2 protein-coding genes are annotated in these 17705 nt (G+C 75.1%); both read right to left on the bottom strand.

Annotated features, from left to right (window positions below; genetic code table 11):
• Window positions 1–42: 42 nt before the first annotated feature.
• Window positions 43–10689, bottom strand: a complete 10647-nt coding sequence (locus AB2U05_RS12825) for an SDR family NAD(P)-dependent oxidoreductase (RefSeq protein WP_369183252.1) — start codon at window positions 10687–10689, stop codon at window positions 43–45.
• 44 nt (window positions 10690–10733) lie between these two features.
• On the bottom strand, window positions 10734–17264 hold the full coding sequence (locus AB2U05_RS12820) for an SDR family NAD(P)-dependent oxidoreductase (RefSeq protein ID WP_369183251.1): 6531 nt from the start codon (window positions 17262–17264) through the stop codon (window positions 10734–10736).
• Window positions 17265–17705 lie beyond the last annotated feature (441 nt).

The following is a 17705-nucleotide window of genomic DNA, read 5'->3' as shown; positions in this document are numbered from 1 at the left end:
GGGTGCGGCCGCGTGGACCGCGACCGCACCCGGGCGGTGTCGTCAGATCTCGCCGAACTCGGCGTCGAGCAACCGGAAGACCTCGTCGGCGGTGGTGGCCGCCTCGATCAGTTCGTTCTGGCTCTGGCCGCCCCCGTTGTCGGTGAGGGTGGCCAGCAGGGCGCGTAGCTGTCCCGCGACCCGCTGCTGCTCGCCGGGATCGGCCGCGGTGAGCAGGCCTTCGAGCTTCTTCAACTCCTGGTCGATGAGCGGCTCCTCGGCCCCGACCCCGATCTCGGAGAGGAGCAACTGGGCGACCGCCAACGGCGTCGGGTGGTCGAAGATCAGCGTCGCGGGCAGTCGCACGCCCGCGGCCTGGTTCAGCCGGTTGCGCAGCGCGACCGCGCCCAGCGAGTCGAACCCGAGCTCCTGGAACGGCCGTTCCGGCTCGATCGCGGCGGCGGAGGCGTGGCCGAGGACGGCCGCGACCTGCGCCTGGACCAGCTCCAGGACCACCCGCTCCCGGCCGACCTCGGCCACCCCGGCCAGCCGCTGGGCCAGCGACGCGCCCACCGGCTCCGGCCGGCGGGCCGGCATCCTGACCAGTCCGCGCAGCAGGGCGGGGAGCCGCTCGGCCCGGGCCTGGACCCGCAGCGCGGCCGTGTCCAGCTGGACCGGGACCAGCAGCGCCGCGTCGAACTCCCCGGCCTGGTCGAACAGTTCCAGCCCGAGCTCGGTCGGCAGGGCGACCGAACCCATCTGCTCCAGGCGGGCCAGCTCGGCCTCGCCGAGGTGGCCGGTCATGCCGGTGGCGTCGGCCCACAGGCCCCAGGCGAGCGAGGTGGCCGGCAGGCCGGCCGCGCGCCGCTGGTGGGCGAGGGCGTCGAGGGTGGCGTTGGCGGCCGCGTAGTTCGCCTGACCGGGGTTGCCGATCATCGCGGCCATCGAGGAGAACAGCACGAACGCCGAGAGCTCCGTGCCCGCCGTCAGCTCGTGCAGGTGCCAGGCCGCGTCCACCTTCGGGCGCATGACGTGCTCGACCTGCTCCGCGGTCAGCGACTCGACCAGGCTGTCGTCCATCACGCCGGCCGCGTGCACGACCGCCGTCAGCGGGTGGTCCAGGTCGACGAGCAGCTTGGCCAGGTCGTCGCGGTCGGCGACGTCGCAGGCGGCCACCCGGGCCTCGGCGCCGAGCTCCGCGAGCTCGGCGACCAGCTCGGCCACGCCCTCGGCGGCCGGGCCGCGGCGGCTGACCAGCAGCAGGTGCCGCGTGCCGTGCCGCTCGGCCAGGTGCTTGGCGAAGCGTGCACCCAGGCCGCCGGTGCCGCCGGTGATCAGCACCGTGCCGTCCGGGTCGACGGACCAGCCGGCGCCCGGCTCCGCGGTCTCCGCGCGGACCAGTCGGGGCGCCAGCAACTCGCCCTTGCGCACCGCCAGTTGCGGCTCGTCCAGGCCGAGGAGCGACTCCCAGCCCGGCTCGCCCGCGCCGTCGAGGTCCACCAGGACGAAGCGGCCCGGGTGCTCGGACTGGGCGCTGCGCAGCAGGCCCCAGACCGGGGACTGCGCCACGTCGGGCGACTCCTCGCCCACGGCGACGGCGCCCCGGGTCACCAGGACCAGTCGGGCGTCGCCCAGCCGGTCGGTGGCCAGCCAGCGCTGCACCAACTCCAGCGCCCGGACGGCGGTCACCCGCGCGGCCTCGGCCGGGTCGGCGGCGTCGGCGGGGGACTCGATCCCGGCGAGGACCGCGTCCGGCACGGCCGCGCCGTCCGCGAGGGCCTTCTCCAGCGCGTCCAGGTCCGCGAACCGCTCGCCCAGATCGGCCACCTCACCGAGGATCGCCACCCGGGCCGGCTTCGGGGCTCCGGCCGGCACCGGCACCCAGTCGACCTGGTACAGCGAACGCTGCCCGCCCTGGCGGGCGGCCTCCAGCTGCGCCTGCTCCACCGGGCGGACGTCGAGCCGCTCCACGCTCGCGATCGGCAGGCCGTCCTCGCCGGCGATCTCCAGCCGCAGCGCGTTCTCATTGGCCAGGCCGATCCGCACCCGCAGCCGGGTGAGGCCGGGGCGCTCGATCCGCACGCCGGACCAGGAGAACGGCAGCCCGCCCTGGGCGTTGTCGCCCTGGTCGAGCATGCCGAGCCCGCCGTGCAGCGCGGAGTCGAACAGCGCGGGGTGCAGGCCGAAGCCCTGGGCGGAGCCCGCGACCTCGGGCAGCACCAGCTCGGTGTAGACGTCCTCGCCGAGGCGCCACGCCGCCTGCACCGCCCGGAAGGCGGGGCCGTAGTCGAAGCCCAGGTCGGTCAGGTGCGCGTGCTCGTTCACCCCGGCGTAGAGCGTCTCCACCGGGATCGGCTGGGCGCCGGCCGGGGGCCACTGCAGCGGGAACGGGGTCGCGGGCCGGGCCTCGACGGCCAGCCAGCCGCGGGCGTGGCAGGTGGCCTCGGGCCGGTCGTCCTGGCCGCCGCTCTCCGGGCGGGAGAAGACGGCGACCTCGCGGCGGCCGTCCTCGCCGGGCTGGCCCACGGTGACCTGGACGTGCCGCGCGGTGCCCTCGTCGAGGAGGAGCGGGGCCTCGATGACGAGTTCGTCCAGGACGGGGCAGCCGACCGTGTCGCCGGCGGTGAGGGCCATCTCGACCAGGGCGGTGCCGGGGACGAGGACCATGCCGAAGACGACGTGGTCGCGGGTCCAGGGCTGGGTGTCGATCGACAGGCGGCCGGTGAACAGCCATTCGTCGCGGTCGCCGAGCTGGGCGGCGGCGGCCAGCACGGGGTGCTCGACCCGGCCGAGGCCGGCCGCCGAGGCGTCCCCGGAGCCGGCGCTGGGGGTGAGCCAGAAGCGTTCGCGCTGGAACGCGTAGGTCGGCAGCTGCACCTGCTGGGCGCCGCTGGCGGCGAAGAACGCCCGCCAGTCGACGGCCACGCCGTTCACGTGGGCCTCGGCGAGCGAGGTCGCGAACCGGCGCAGGCCGCCCTCCTCGCGGCGCAGCGAACCCACCACCGAGACCCGGCCGTTGGCCTCCGCCGCCTCGACGGTGTCCTCCACGGCCATGGTCAGCACCGGGTGCGGGGACATCTCCAGGAAGCAGCCGGTGCCGTTGTCGATCAGCGCCCGGATGGCCGGCTCGAAGCCGACCTGGCCGCGCAGGTTCCGGTACCAGTAGTCGGCGTCCATCACCGAGGTGTCGATGAACCCGCCCACGACGGTGGAGTAGAACGGCACCCGGCCACTGGTCGGCTCGACCGGGGCGAGGACCTTCCGGAGGTCGGCCTCGATGATCTCGACCTGCTGCGAGTGCGAGGCGTAGTCCACCTTGACCTTGCGGGCGCGGATGCCGTCGCGCTCGCAGGCCTCGAACACCTCGTCCAGCGCGCCGGGTTCACCGGCGACGACCACGGCGGCCGGGCCGTTGACGGCGGCCACCGAGAGCCGGCCCGCGTACGGCGCGAGCAGCTCCTCGACGCGGTCGACGGGCAGCGGGACGGACATCATGCCGCCCAGGCCCGCGAGCTTGTCGCGCACCAGCTGGCTGCGCACCGCCACGATCCGGGCCGCGTCGCGCAGCGACAGCCCGCCCGCGACGTACGCCGCCGCGATCTCGCCCTGCGAGTGGCCGACCACGGCCGAGGGCTCGACGCCGTACGAGCGCCACAGGGCCGCGAGCGACACCATGACGGCGAACAGGGCCGGCTGGACGACGTCCACCCGCTCGAACGTGGGGGCGCCCTCGACGCCGTGCAGGACGTCCTCCAGGCTCCAGTCCACGAACTCGGCCAGCGCCTCGCCGCAGGCGGCGATCTCCGCCGCGAACACCGGCGAGGAGTCCAGCAGTTCGACGGCCATGCCGACCCACTGCGCGCCCTGGCCGGGGAACACGAACACCGGCTTGCCGCCGATGGCCTGGCCCTCGACGACGCTGGCGGCGGGCTCCGCCGTGGCGAGGGCCGCCAGCCCGGCGAGCAGCTCCTGACGGTCGGCGGCCACCACGGCGGCGCGGCGCTCCAGCTGGGCCCGCGTCGTCGCCGCCGAGAAACCGGCGTCCAGCGGCGACAGCTCGGGCCGGGCGAGCAGGTGCGCCCGCAGGCGGTCGGCCTGCTCGCGCAGCGCCGCCTCGCTCCGGCCGGACACCACCACCGGCACCGCCGGCAGCGGACGTGCGCCCTGGACCGGAGCCCGGTCCTCGGCCGGCGCCTCCTCCAGGATGACGTGCGCGTTGGTGCCGCTCACGCCGAAGGAGGACACGCCCGCCCGGCGCGGCCGCTCCGACTGCGGCCACTGCCGCGCCTCGGTCAGCAGCGCGACCTCGCCGGAGGCCCAGTCGACGTGCGGCGAGGGCTCGTCGACGTGCAGGGTCTGCGGCAGCACGCCGTTGCGCAGCGCCATGACCATCTTGATCACGCCGGCCACGCCGGCCGCGGCCGAGGTGTGCCCGATGTTGGACTTGATCGAGCCGAGCAGCAGCGGGCCGTCGGTCCGCTCGCGGCCGTAGGTCGCCAGCAGCGCCTGGGCCTCGATCGGGTCACCGAGCTTGGTGCCGGTGCCGTGGCCCTCGACGGCGTCGACGTCCGAGGCCGACAGCCCGGCGTTCGCCAGCGCCTGGCGGATCACCCGCTCCTGGGAGGGGCCGTTCGGGGCCGTCAGGCCGTTGCTCGCGCCGTCCTGGTTGACCGCGCCGCCCCGGATCAGGCCCAGGACGCGGTGCCCGTTGCGGCGGGCGTCCGACAGGCGCTCCACCACGAGCAGGCCCGCGCCGTCGGCGAAGCCGGTGCCGTCCGCGGCGGCCGCGTAGGCCTTGCAGCGGCCGTCCGGCGAGACCGCGCGCTGGCGGCTGAACTCGGTCAGCAGGTACGGCCCGGCCATCACGGTCACGCCGCCGACCAGCGCCATCGAGCACTCGTTGTTGCGCAGCGCCTGCGAGGCCAGGTGGAGGGCGACCAGCGAGGAGGAGCAGGCGGTGTCCACCGACAGCGAGGGCCCCTCCAGGCCCAGGGTGTAGGAGATCCGGCCCGAGGCGACGGCGGTCGTGTTGCCGGTCAGGCGGTAGCCCTCCATCTCCGGCGTCATCGCGTCGCCGTAGTCGGTGGTCACGACGCCGGCGAACACACCGGTGTCGCTGCCGCGCAGCGAGGTCGGGTCGATGCCGGCGTCCTCGAACGCCTCCCAGGCCGTCTCCAGCAGCAGCCGCTGCTGCGGGTCCATGGAGAGGGCCTCGCGCGGGCTGATGCCGAAGAACTCGGCGTCGAACTCGCCCACCCGGTCCAGGAATCCGCCGCCGCGGGTGGACACCTTGCCGAGCTGGTCGGGGTCCGGGTCGTAGACGTCGCCCCAGCCGCGGTCGGTCGGCAGGCCCGAGATGGCGTCCCGGCCCGACACGACCAGCTCCCACAGCTCCTCGGGCGAGGTCACCCCGCCCGGGTAGCGGCAGCTCATGCCGATGATCGCCAGCGGCTCGTCGGTGGTGGTGCGCCGCCGCGGCCGGGCCGCCGGGCGGGCGGCCTCGGCGACCGCGCCGACCTCGGTGAGGATCAGCCGGGCGACGGCCACCGGGCTCGGGTGGTCGAAGACCAGGGTGGCGGGCAGCCGCACCTCGGTGGCCTGGGTGAGCCGGTTGCGCAGTTCGACGGCGCTGAGCGAGTCGAACCCGAGGTCCTTGAAGGTCCGTTCGGCGCCGACCGCGCCCGCGGACGCGTGCCCGAGGACGGCGGCGACCTGCGCCTGCACCAGTTCGAGCACCACGCGTTCCCGGTCGGCCTCGGCCACCTCGGCGAGCCGCTGCGCCAGCGACCCGCCCGCCGCGGCGCGGCGGGCCGGCACCCGGACCAGTCCGCGCAGCAGGGCCGGCAGCATCCCGGACCGGGCCTGGTCCCGCAGCGCGGCCGGATCCAGCCGGACCGGCGCCAGCAGGGCGGCGTCCGCGGCGAGGGCCTGGTCGAACAGCTCCAGACCGAGCTCGGTCGGCAGCGCGCCGACGCCCATCCGCTCCAGCCGGGCCAGCTCGGCCTCGTCCAGCTCGCCGGTCATGCCGGTGGCGTCGGCCCACAGGCCCCAGGCCAGCGAGGTGGCCGGCAGGCCGGCCGCGCGGCGGGTCGCCGCGAGGGCGTCGAGGGCGGAGTTCGCGGCGGCGTAGTTCGCCTGGCCGGGGCTGCCGATCAGGGCGGCGACCGAGGAGAACAGCACGAACGCCGTCAGCTCGGAGCCGGCCGTCAGCTCGTGCAGGTGCCAGGCCGCGTCGACCTTCGGGCGCATGACGTGCTCGACCTGCTCGGCGGTCAGCGACTCGACGACGCCGTCCGCCAGGACGCCGGCCGCGTGCACGACCGCCGTCAGCGGGTGCTCCAACGAGGCGAGCAGGCCCGCCAGTTCGTCGCGGTCGGTGACGTCGCAGGCGGCCACCCGGGCCTCGGCGCCGAGCTCCGCGAGCTCGGCGACCAGCTCGGCCACGCCCTCGGCGGCCGGGCCGCGGCGGCTGACCAGCAGCAGGCGCCTGACGCCGTGCCGCTCGGCCAGGTGCTTGGCGAAGCGCGCACCCAGGCCGCCGGTGCCGCCGGTGATCAGCACCGTGCCGTCCGGGTTCGGGGACCAGCCGGCGCCGGGCGCCGCGGTCTCCGCGCGCATCAGCCGCGGCGCCAGCAACTCACCATTGCGGACGGCCAGTTGCGGCTCGTCCGTGGCGAGTGCGGCGTTCCAGTCCGGCTCGCCGTCGCCGTCTGAGCCGTCGACGTCCACCAGGACGAAGCGGCCCGGGTGCTCGGACTGGGCGCTGTGCACCAGGCCCCAGACCGGGGACTGCGCCACGTCGGGCGACTCCTCGCCCACGGCGACGGCGCCCCGGGTCGCCACGACCAGCCGGGCGTCGCCCAGCCGCTCGCTCGCCAGCCAGCGCTGCACCAACTCCAGCGCCCGGACGGCGGTCACCCGCGCGGCCTCGGCCGGGTCGGCGGCGTCGGCGGGGGAGTCGATCGTGGCGACGACGGCCTGCGGCGCCTCGGCGCCCTCGGCGAGTGCCTGCTCCAGCGCGGCCAGGTCCGGGTGGGCCCGGCCCGCGCCCAGCAGCGCGAGGTCGAGCGGCGCGGCGGAGCGCTCGGCCGCGACCGCGGCCCAGTCGAGCCGGAACAGCGCGTTCTGCCGGCCGCGCTGGGTGCCGTCGATGGCCGCCTGCTGGACGGGGCGGACGATGAGGGAGCGTGCGGAGACGACGGGGGTGCCGTCCGGGTCGACGGCGTCCAGGCGCAGCGAGGTGCCGCCGGTCATGGTGGAGCGGACTCGCAGGCGGGTGGCGCCGGTGCGGTCGAGCTGCACGCCGTTCCAGCTGAACGGCATGAGGTGGGTGCCGGAACTGTTTTCGGTGAGCAGGATGACGCCGCTCTGGAGGGCGGAGTCGAAGAGGGCGGGGTGGATGCCGAAGCCTTCGTGGCCTTCGGGCAGGGTGACCTCGGCGTAGGTCTCGTCGCCGTCGCGCCAGACGGCCTCGACGCCGTGGAAGAGCGGGCCGTAGTCGTAGCCGATGTCGGCGAGGCGGGTGTACAGGTCCTCGACGGGCAGCAACTCGGCGTCCTGCGGCGGCCACTGCTCGGGCCAGTCCGCGACGGGCGCCGCGTCGGCACCCAGCACACCCCGGGCGTGGCAAGTGATGTCGCGCTCGCCGTCCTCGGCGTCGGTCTCCGGGCGCGAGTAGAGCGCCACGGTGCGGCGGCCGTCCGCGTCCGGTTCGCCGAGGGTGACCTGCAGCTGCCGGGCGACGCCGTCCTCCAGGATCAGCGGCGACTCCAGCACCAGCTCGTCCACGACCGGAACGCCGAGGCGGCGGCCGGCGGCGATGGCCAGCTCGACCAGCGCCACGCCGGGCACGACGATGGTGCCGAGCAGGATGTGTTCGGCGGCCCAGGGCTGGGTCTCGGTGGAGACCCGGCCGGTGAACACCCACTCGTCGCGGTCGCCGACCGAGATCGCCGCCGCCAGCAGCGGGTGGTCCATCCGGCCGAGCCCGGCCGCGGCGGCGTCCGCCGTCCCGGCGGTCGGGGCGATCCAGAAGCGTTCGCGCTGGAAGGCGTAGGTGGGCAGGTCGACGACTTCGGCGCCGGTGCCCGCGTAGAACGCGGCCCAGTCGACGGCGGTGCCGGCGGTGTGGGCCTGGCCCACGAAGGCGGCGAAGGTCTCGCGGTCGTCCTGCTTGGCGCGCAGGGCGGCGGTGAACGCGGCGTCGGCGTCGTCCGGCACGCACTGGCGGGCCATGGCGGTGAGCACCGCGTCGGGGCCGAGCTCCAGGAAGCGGCGAACTCCCAGGCCCCACAGGGTGGTCACGCCGTCGGCGAAGCGGACGGCCTGGCGCACGTGGCGGACCCAGTACTCGGCGTCGAAGGCCTCGACCAGGGCGCCGGTGACGTTGGAGACCACCGGGATCTGCGGCTTCGCATAGGTCAACTTCTGGGCGACCGCGCGGAATTCGTCCAGCATGGGCTCCATGCGGGGCGAGTGGAAGGCGTGCGAGACGCGCAGGCGGGTGGTCTTGCGGCCCTCGACCCTGGGCAGCCACTCGTCGGCGGCGTCCGCGTCGCCCGAGACGACGATCGCGGTGGGTGCGTTGATCGCGGCGATCTCCAGCCGGCCGTCGAACCCGGCCAGCGACTCGGCGACCTCGGCCTCGGTGGCCTGGACGGCGACCATGGCGCCGCCGGCGGGCAGCGCGCCCATCAACCGGCCGCGCGCGACCACGAGTTCGGCGGCATCCGCGAGCGAGAGCACGCCCGCGACGTGCGCGGCGGCGATCTCGCCGACCGAGTGGCCGACCAGGTAGTCCGCACGCAGGCCGAGCGAGTCGGCCAGGCGGAAGAGGGCGACCTCGACGGCGAACAGCGCGGCCTGGGTGAACTCGGTCGCGTTCAGCTCCTCGCCACCGGCCGCGATCAACTCCCGCACCGAACGCCCCAGTCGGGCATCGAGCTCGGCGCAGACCTCGGTCAGCGCCCGCTCGAACACCGGGAAGGCGCCCGCGAGTTCCAGGCCCATGCCGGTGCGCTGCGAGCCCTGCCCGGTGAACAGGAACGCCGACTTGCCGCCGACACCCGGCGTCCCCGCCGTGACGGCCGACAGCCGCTCCAGCAGTTCCTCGCGCCCGGAGGCGACGACGACCGCGCGCCGTTCCAGCAGCGCCCGGCTGGTCGTCGCCGAGAACGCCACGTCCGCGACCGAGAGTTCGGGCTTCGCCAGCAGGTGCGACCGCAGCCGCTCGGCCTGCGCCCGCAGCGCCGCGTCCGTGCGCGCCGACAGCACCACCGGCACCGTGCCGGCGGGCCGGACGACCTCGGCCTCGGGGGTCTCGGCCGGCTCGTCCGCGGGGGCTTCCTCGACGATCAGGTGCGCGTTGGTGCCGCTGACGCCGAAGGAGGACACGCCGGCCCGGCGCGGCCGCTCGCCCGCCGGCCAGTCCCTGGCCTCGGTCAGCAGCTCGACCCGACCCGACTCCCAGTCCACGTGCGGGGAGGGCTCGTCGACGTGCAGGGTGCGCGGCAGCACGCCGTTGCGCATCGCCATGACCATCTTGATCACGCCCGCGACACCGGCCGCGGCCGAGGTGTGACCGATGTTCGACTTGATCGAGCCCAGCCACAGCGGCTCGTCGCCGACCCGCTCGCGCCCGTACGTCGCCAGCAGCGCGTGCGCCTCGATCGGGTCACCCAGCTTGGTCCCCGTCCCGTGGCCCTCGACCGCGTCGACCTCCGCCGGCGACAGCCCGGCACTGGCCAGCGCCTGCCGGATCACCCGCTCCTGGGAGGGACCGCTCGGGGCGGTGAGGCCGTTGCTCGCGCCGTCCTGGTTGACGGCGCTGCCCCGGATCAGGCCGAGGATCTTGCGGCCGTTGCGCTTGGCGTCCGACAGGCGCTCCAGCACCACCAGACCGACGCCGTCCGAGAAGCCGGTGCCGTCCGCGTCGGAGGAGTAGGCCTTGCAGCGCCCGTCCGGCGCCAGGCCGCGCTGGCGGCTGAACTCGACGAACAGGAACGGCCCGGCCAGCACCGTCACACCACCGGCGAGCGCCAGCGAGCACTCGCCCGAGCGCAGCGCGTTCGCCGCCAGGTGCATCGCCACCAGCGAGGACGAGCAGGCGGTGTCCACCGACACCGCCGGGCCCTCCAGACCCAGCGCGTAGGCGACACGACCCGACATCACGCTGCTCTGCGTGCCGGTGACCCGGAAGCCCTCCAACTCCGGCAGCGTGGACGGCCCGTAGTCCGAGGACACGGTGCCCGCGTAGATGCCGGTGTCGCTGCCCTTGAGCGAGGTCGGGTCGATGCCCGCGTCCTCCAGCGCCTCCCACGCCGACTCCAGCGTGAGGCGCTGGGTCGGGTCCATCGCCAGCGCCTCACGCGGCGAGATCCCGAAGAAGTCCGCGTCGAACGTCGTCGCCGAGTCGACGAAACCGCCCTCGACGGCGTACGCGCTGCCCGGACGCTCCGGGTCCTCGTCGTACAGCTTCTCCAGGTCCCAGCCGCGGTCGGTCGGGAACGGACCCATGCCGTCCCGGCCCTCGGCCACCAGCCGCCACAGCTCCTCGGGCGAGCTCACCCCGCCCGCGAACCGGCAGCTCATGCCGACGATCGCGATCGGCTCGACAGCCCGGTCCTCCAGGTCGCGCACCCGGCGATTGGCCGTGCGCAGCTCATTGGTGACGCGCTTGAGGTAGGTGCGGAGTTTCTGTTCGTCGCTCATCGGTCCGTTCCCCGGTCCGCTGCGGCCGTCATCGGTCTTCCCGGTCATGCGGATCCGAGCTCCTTGTCGATCAGGTCGAACATGTCGCTGTCCGAGGCGAAGTCGAGGTCGTCCTCGAAGGTGTCGTCGTCATCGGCGTCTTCGGTGCCGGTGGTGCTGAGCAGGGCGCGGAGGCGGTTGCTGAGCGAGCGCAGCCGCGGCTCGGCACTGGCGATCTGCTTCTCGTGGCCGGCGACCGCGATCAGCAGGGCCTCCAGCCGCTGCAGCTCCTGGTCCAGCGGCGAGGGCTGCTCGGCGCCGCCCGTCCCGCCGACCAGGGAGAGGATCAGCCGCGCCGCCTCGACCGGGGTCGGGTGGTCGAAGACCAGCGTCGCCGGGAGCCGCAGCCCGGCCACCTGGCTGAGCCGGTTGCGCAGCTCGACCGCGGCCAGCGAGTCGAAGCCGAGCTCCTTGAACGCCCGCCCGGGCTCGATCGCCGCGCCGGAGGCGTGGCCGAGCACGGAGGCGACCTGCGCCAGGACCACGTCGAGGACGACCTGCTCCTGGTCCGCCTCGGCCACGCCGGCCAGCCGCTGCGCCAGCGACCCGCCCGTGGACTCCCTCCGGCGGGCCGGGGCGCGCACCAGCCCGCGCAGCAGGGCCGGCAGCATCCCCGCCCGCGCCTGCGTCCGCAGGGCGGCCAGGTCCAGCTGGATCGGCACCAGGAGCGCGGCGTCCAACCGCAGCGACTCGTCGAACAGTTCCAGGCCGAGCTCGGCGGGGAGCGCGCCGATGCCGGTGCGCTCCATCCGGGCGAGGTCGGCCTCGTCGAGTTCGCCGGTCATGCCGGTGGCGTCGGCCCACAGGCCCCAGGCCAGCGAGGTGGCCGGCAGGCCGGCCGCGCGGCGGGTCGCCGCGAGGGCGTCGAGGGCGGCGTTGGCGGCGGCGTAGTTCGCCTGGCCGGGGTTGCCCAGCTGTGCCGCGGCGGAGGAGAACAGCACGAAGGCCGCCAGCTCGGTGCCCGCGGTGAGCTCGTGCAGGTTCCAGGCCGCGTCGACCTTCGGGCGCATCACCCGGGCCACCTGATCGGCGGTCAGCGATTCGACGACGCCGTCGTCCAGGACGCCCGCCGCGTGCACGACGGCCGTCAGCGGGTGATCCAACGCGGAGAGCAGCTCGGCCAGTTGGTCGCGGTCGGTGACGTCGCAGGCGGCCACCCGGGCCTCGGCGCCGAGCTCCGCGAGCTCGGCGACCAGCTCGGCCACGCCCTCGGCGGCCGGGCCGCGCCGGCTGACCAGCAGCAGGCGCTTGGCACCGCGCCGCTCGACCAGGTGCTTGGCGAACAGGGCGCCGAGGCCGCCGGTGCCGCCGGTGATGAGCACGGTGCCCTCGGGGTCGAGGGCCGCCGGCACGGTCAGCACGACCTTGCCGGTGTTGCGGCCCTCGCGCAGGTAGCGGAAGGCCTCCTGGCCCCGGCGCACGTCCCAGGAGCGGATCGGCGAGGGGACGAGCACCTTGCGCTCGAACAGTGCGGCGAGCTCGACCAGCATCTCCTGGATCCGCTCCGGCCCGGCCTGGGCGACCAGGTCGTACGAGCGGTAGCGCACCCCGGCGTGCTGCCGGGCGACGGCCTCCGGGTCGCGCAGGTCGGTCTTGCCCATCTCCAGGAACCGGCCGCCGCGCGGCAGCAGCTCCAGCGAGGCGTCGACGAACTCGCCGGCCAGCGAGTTCAGTACCACGTCCACGCCCGTGCCGCCGGTGGCCTCCCGGAACGCGTCGCGGAAGCCCAGGTCGCGCGAGTTGGCGATCCGCTCGGTGGGCACGTCCAGCGCCCGCACGGCGTCCCACTTGGCGGGGCTGGCGGTGGCGAACACCTCCGCGCCGAAGTGGTGCGCCAGCTGGATCGCGGCCATGCCGACACCGCCGGCGGCCGCGTGCACCAGCAGCTTCTCGCCCGCGCGCAGGTCGGCCAGGTCGACCAGGCCGTAGTAGGCGGTGAGGTAGACGACGGGGATGGCCGCCGCCTCGGCGAAGCTCAGACCGGCCGGCATCGGCGCGACCGTCCGCCGGTCGGCCACCGTCACCGGCCCGAACGCGTCGGTGACCAGGCCGAACACCCGGTCGCCCGGCGCCAGGTCGGTCACCCCGGAGCCGACCTCCAGCACCACGCCGGCCGCCTCGCTGCCCAGCGGCGCCTCGCCCGGGTACATCCCGAGCGCGATCAGCACGTCACGGAAGTTCAGGCCGGCGGCCCGCACCCCGATCCGCACCTCGCCCGCGCCCAGCGGCCGGCCGGCCTCGGACGGGACGATCGCCAGGTTCTCCAGCGAGCCCTTCCGGGTGATCGCCAGCCGCCACAGGTCGTCGGCCGCCGCCGCGGACGTACGACCGAGTCGCGGCGCGACCAACCGGCCCTCGCGCAGGGCGAGTTGCGGCTCGTCGAGGTCGAGGAGGGCCCCCCACTGGGGCTCCTCGCCGCCGTCCGGGCCGTCGAGGTCCACCAGCACGAAGCGGCCCGGGTGCTCGGACTGGGCGCTGCGCACCAGGCCCCACACCGGGGACTGCGCCAGATCGGGAGCCTCGTCGCCCACCGCGACGCCGCCCCGGGTCACCACGACCAGCCGGGCCTCGCCCAGCCACTCGCTCGCCAGCCAGCGCTGCACCAGCTCCAGCGCCTGCCCGGCGGTCGCCAGCACGGCCTCCGCCGTACCTTCCGCCGGGGCCGGGCCGTCGAACCCCGGGCCGTCGAAGCCGGCGAGGACCGCCTCCGGCGCGGCCGCGCCATCGGCGACGGCCTTCTCCAGGGCGTCCAGGTCCGCGAACCGCTCGGCCTCGCCCGCCAGGCCGTCGAGGGCCGGCGACGAGCCGAGGACGGCCAGCCGCACCGGCTTCGCGGACTCGGGCGTCACCGGGGCCCAGTCGACCTGGAACAGCGGGTTCTGCCGGCCGCGCTGGGCGCTCTCGAGCTGCGCCGGGTCGGTCGGGCGCAGGGCGAGGGCGCCGACCGTCACCACCATGGCGCCGCTGTCGTCGACCGCGTCGATCCGCACGGCGGACTCGCCCGCCGAGCCGATCCGCACCCGGGCCCGGGTGAGGCCGGCCCGGCCGAGCCGCACGCCCGACCAGGAGAACGGCAGGTCGACCGACGATCCGGCGTCCTTGTCCAGCATCACGCCGTGCAGCGCGGCGTCGAACAGCGCCGGGTGGACGTCGAAGCCCTCGGTTCCGGCGTCGTCGGGCAGCGCCACCTCGGCGTACACCTCGGTGCCGCTGCGCCACGCGGCCTGCACACCCTGGAACAGCGGCCCGTAGTCCAGGCCGAGGTCGGCCAGCCGCGGGTAGAGCGATTCGACGGGGACGGGCTGGGCGCCGACCGGGGGCCACTGCGCCGGGAACGGGGCCGGGGCGTCGGTGTCGGCGGTGAGCCAGCCGCGGGCGTGGCAGGTGGTGTCCGGCCGGTCGTCCTGGCCGTCCTGGCCGCCGGTCTCGGGGCGGGAGAAGACGGCGACCTCGCGGCGGCCGTCCTCGCCGGGCTGGCCCACGGTGACCTGGACGTGCCGCGCGGTGCCCTCGTCGAGGAGGAGCGGGGCCTCGATGACCAGCTCGTCCAGGACGGGGCAGCCGACCGTGTCGCCGGCGGTGAGGGCCATCTCGACCAGGGCGGTGCCGGGGACGAGGACCATGCCGAAGACGACGTGGTCGCGGGTCCAGGGCTGGGTGTCGATCGACAGGCGGCCGGTGAACAGCCATTCGTCGCGGTCGCCGAGCTGGGCGGCGGCGGCCAGCACGGGGTGCTCGACCCGGCCGAGGCCGGCCGCCGAGGCGTCCCCGGAACCGGCGCTGGGGGTGAGCCAGAAGCGTTCGCGCTGGAACGCGTAGGTCGGCAGCGGCACCTGCTGGGCGCCGCTGGCGGCGAAGAACGCCCGCCAGTCGACGGCCACGCCGTTCACGTGGGCGGCGCCGAGCGAGGTCGCGAAGCGCTGCAGCCCGCCCTCCTCGCGACGCAGCGATCCGACCACGCCGACGCGGTCCTGGGCGCCGTGGGCCTGGGCCGTCTCCTCGACGGCCATGGTCAGCACCGGGTGCGGGGACACCTCGACGAAGAAGGACACCCCGGTGTCGATCAGCGCCCGCAGGGCCGGCTCGAAGCCGACCCGGCCGCGCAGGTTCCCGTACCAGTACCGGGCGTCCAGCGTCCGGGTGTCGATGAAACCACCGGTGGCGGTCGAGTAGAACGGGATCGTCCCGGAGACCGGCGCGATCGGCGCCAGCACCTCCAGCAGTTCCGCCTCGATGGCCTCGACCTGCGCCGAGTGCGAGGCGTAGTCCACGTTGACCTTGCGGGCGCGGATGCCGTCGCGCTCGCAGCCGGCGATCATCTCGTCCAGCGCGGCGACCTCACCGGCGATGACCACGGTCGCGGGGCCGTTCACCGCGGCGACCGAGATCCGGCCCTGGTACGGCTGGAGGAGCTCCTCGGCGCGTTCCACCGGCAGCGCCACCGAGACCATGCCGCCCCGGCCCGCCAGCCGGTCCAGGACCAGCCGGCTGCGCAGCGCCACGACCCGGGCGCCGTCCCGCAGCGACAGCCCGCCCGCGACGCACGCGGCGGCGATCTCGCCCTGCGAGTGCCCGACCACGGCCGAGGGCTCGACGCCGTACGAGCGCCACAGCGCCGCCAGCGACACCATCACGGCCCACAGCGCGGGCTGCACGACGTCCACCCGCTCGTACGAGGGCGCGCCCTCGGCGCCGCGCAGGACGTCCTCCAGGTTCCAGTCGACGAACTCGGCCAGCGCCGCACCGCAGGCCGCGACCGACTCGGCGAACACCGGCGAGGAGTCCAGCAGTTCGACGGCCATGCCGACCCACTGCGCGCCCTGGCCGGGGAACACGAAGACGGCCTTGCCGTTGCCCGGCCGGCCCTCCAGCACGTTCGCCGCCGGGTCGGCCGCGGTGAGGGCGGCCAGGCCGCTCAGCAGCGCGCCGCGGTCCGGGGCCACCACGACCGCGCGGTGCTCCAACTGCGCGCGCGTCGTCACCGAGGAGAAGCCGATGTCCAGGACGGAGATGTCCGGCCGGGCGATCATGCGGGCCCGGATGCGGTCGGCCTGCTCGCGCAGCGCCGCCTCGCTCCGGGCGGAGAGCAGCACCGGCGTCACGGTCGGCGCCACCCGGGCGTCCTCGTCCGGCGTCGGCTCCGCGACCGGCGCCTCCTCCAGGATGACGTGCGCGTTGGTGCCGCTGATCCCGAACGAGGACACGCCCGCGCGCCGCGGCCGCTCCGAGGCCGGCCACTTCTGCGCCTCGGTCAGCAGCTCGACCTGGCCGGACTCCCAGTCGACGTGCGGCGAGGGCGCGTCCACGTGCAGCGTGGCGGGCAGCACCTCGTTCTGCATCGCCAGGACCATCTTGATCACGCCGGCCACGCCGGCCGCGGCCATGGTGTGGCCGATGTTGGACTTGATCGAGCCGAGCCGCAGCGGGCCGTCGGTCCGCTCGCGCCCGTAGGTCGCCAGCAGCGCCTCCGCCTCGATCGGGTCACCGAGCGTGGTGCCGGTGCCGTGGCCCTCGACGGCGTCCACGTCGGCGGCCTTGAGCCCGGCGTTCGCCAGGGCCTGCCGGATGACGCGCTCCTGCGAGGGGCCGTTCGGCGCGGTCAGGCCGTTGCTGGCGCCGTCCTGGTTGACCGCGGTGCCGCGCACCACGGCCAGCACGCGGTGGCCGTTGCGGCGGGCGTCCGACAGCCGCTCCAGCAGCAGCAGGCCGGAGCCCTCGCCCCAGGCCACGCCGTCCGCGGCGGCCGCGTACGCCTTGCACAGCCCGTCCACCGACAGCGCCCGCTGCCGGCTGAACTCGATGAAGTTGTTCGGCCGCGGGTGCACGGTGACGCCGCCGACCAGCGCCAGCGAACACTCACGCGCGCGCAGGGACTTGGCCGCCAGGTCCACGGCGACGAGCGAGGAGGAGCAGGCGGTGTCCACCGACACCGCGGGCCCCTCGAAGCCGAAGGTGTAGCTGATCCGGCCGGAGGCGACGCTGCCGGCGGCGGCGGTCGGGAGGTAGCCCTCGATCTCGGCGCTGCGGTCGCTCATGCCCGCGACGAAGCCGTAGTCCTGGAACATCACGCCGCAGAAGACGCCGGTGTCGCTGCCCTTGAGGGTCAGCGGGTCGATGCCGGCGTCCTCGAACGCCTCCCAGGCGGTCTCCAGCAGCAGCCGCTGCTGCGGGTCCATCGCGAGCGCCTCGCGCGGCGAGATGCCGAAGAACTCGGCGTCGAACTCGCCGACGCGGTCGACGAATCCGCCGCTGCGCGTGTAGGAGGTGCCCGGGTGGTCCGGGTCCGGGTCGTAGAGCCGCTCGAGGTCCCAGCCGCGGTCGTCCGGGAACTCGGAGATCCCGACGCGCTCCTTCGCGAGCAGCTCCCACAGCTCCTCCGGCGAGGTCACCCCGCCCGGGAAGCGGCAGCTCATGCCGACGATCGCCAGTGGCTCGCCCGCACGGTCCAGAAGCTGCTGGTTCTGCCGCCGGAGGCGCTCGGTTTCCTTGAGCGACTGCCGGAGGGCCCCGACGATGTCCTTCTGATCGGCGGCCATGCCTACTCCTTCACGCCTGGGCGCACAGCGGCAACCAGGTCCTCGACTGCTCTCACGCCACGCTGGTGCGGGCCGCCCGGATCAGGGCGTCGGCCAGTGACCGATCGACGCGGCCACCCGGCCGCCGGCACGCCGTCGGGCCGGCAGTCCCCCGCCATGCCGATCCCCCCGGCGCATGGCAATTCCCCGTCATGGGCCGAGTGTCAGCAGGCCCGCGAGTGACAGTACGCACCTTCGTGTGCCGTCAAGAGGGCATTGTCCGCAACCTGCCAATGTCAAGAAGGCAGGAACTGGTCAGATAGTTCGTGATGCGGCCGGACGGCCGGTCGATCCGGTTCGGACAGTGACTCCGGCGGGCTCCGGAAAACGACGAGAAGACCCTGTGCGAACGGCACAACGCGCCTGTTCGACGGGGAGGCCCGGGTGAAGTCCGCCCTGCCG

This window comes from Streptomyces sp. Y1, assembly GCF_041053115.1.
Classification (GTDB): domain Bacteria; phylum Actinomycetota; class Actinomycetes; order Streptomycetales; family Streptomycetaceae; genus Kitasatospora; species Kitasatospora rubellomurina.
This window is presented reverse-complemented; position numbering and strand designations above follow the sequence as displayed.

Excerpts from the sequence above, each read along its gene's own strand:
- AB2U05_RS12825 (WP_369183252.1), bottom strand. The coding sequence starts at position 10,689 with ATGAGCGACGAACAGAAACTCCGCACCTACCTCAAGCGCGTCACCAAT.
- AB2U05_RS12820 (WP_369183251.1), bottom strand. The coding sequence starts at position 17,264 with ATGGCCGCCGATCAGAAGGACATCGTCGGGGCCCTCCGGCAGTCGCTC.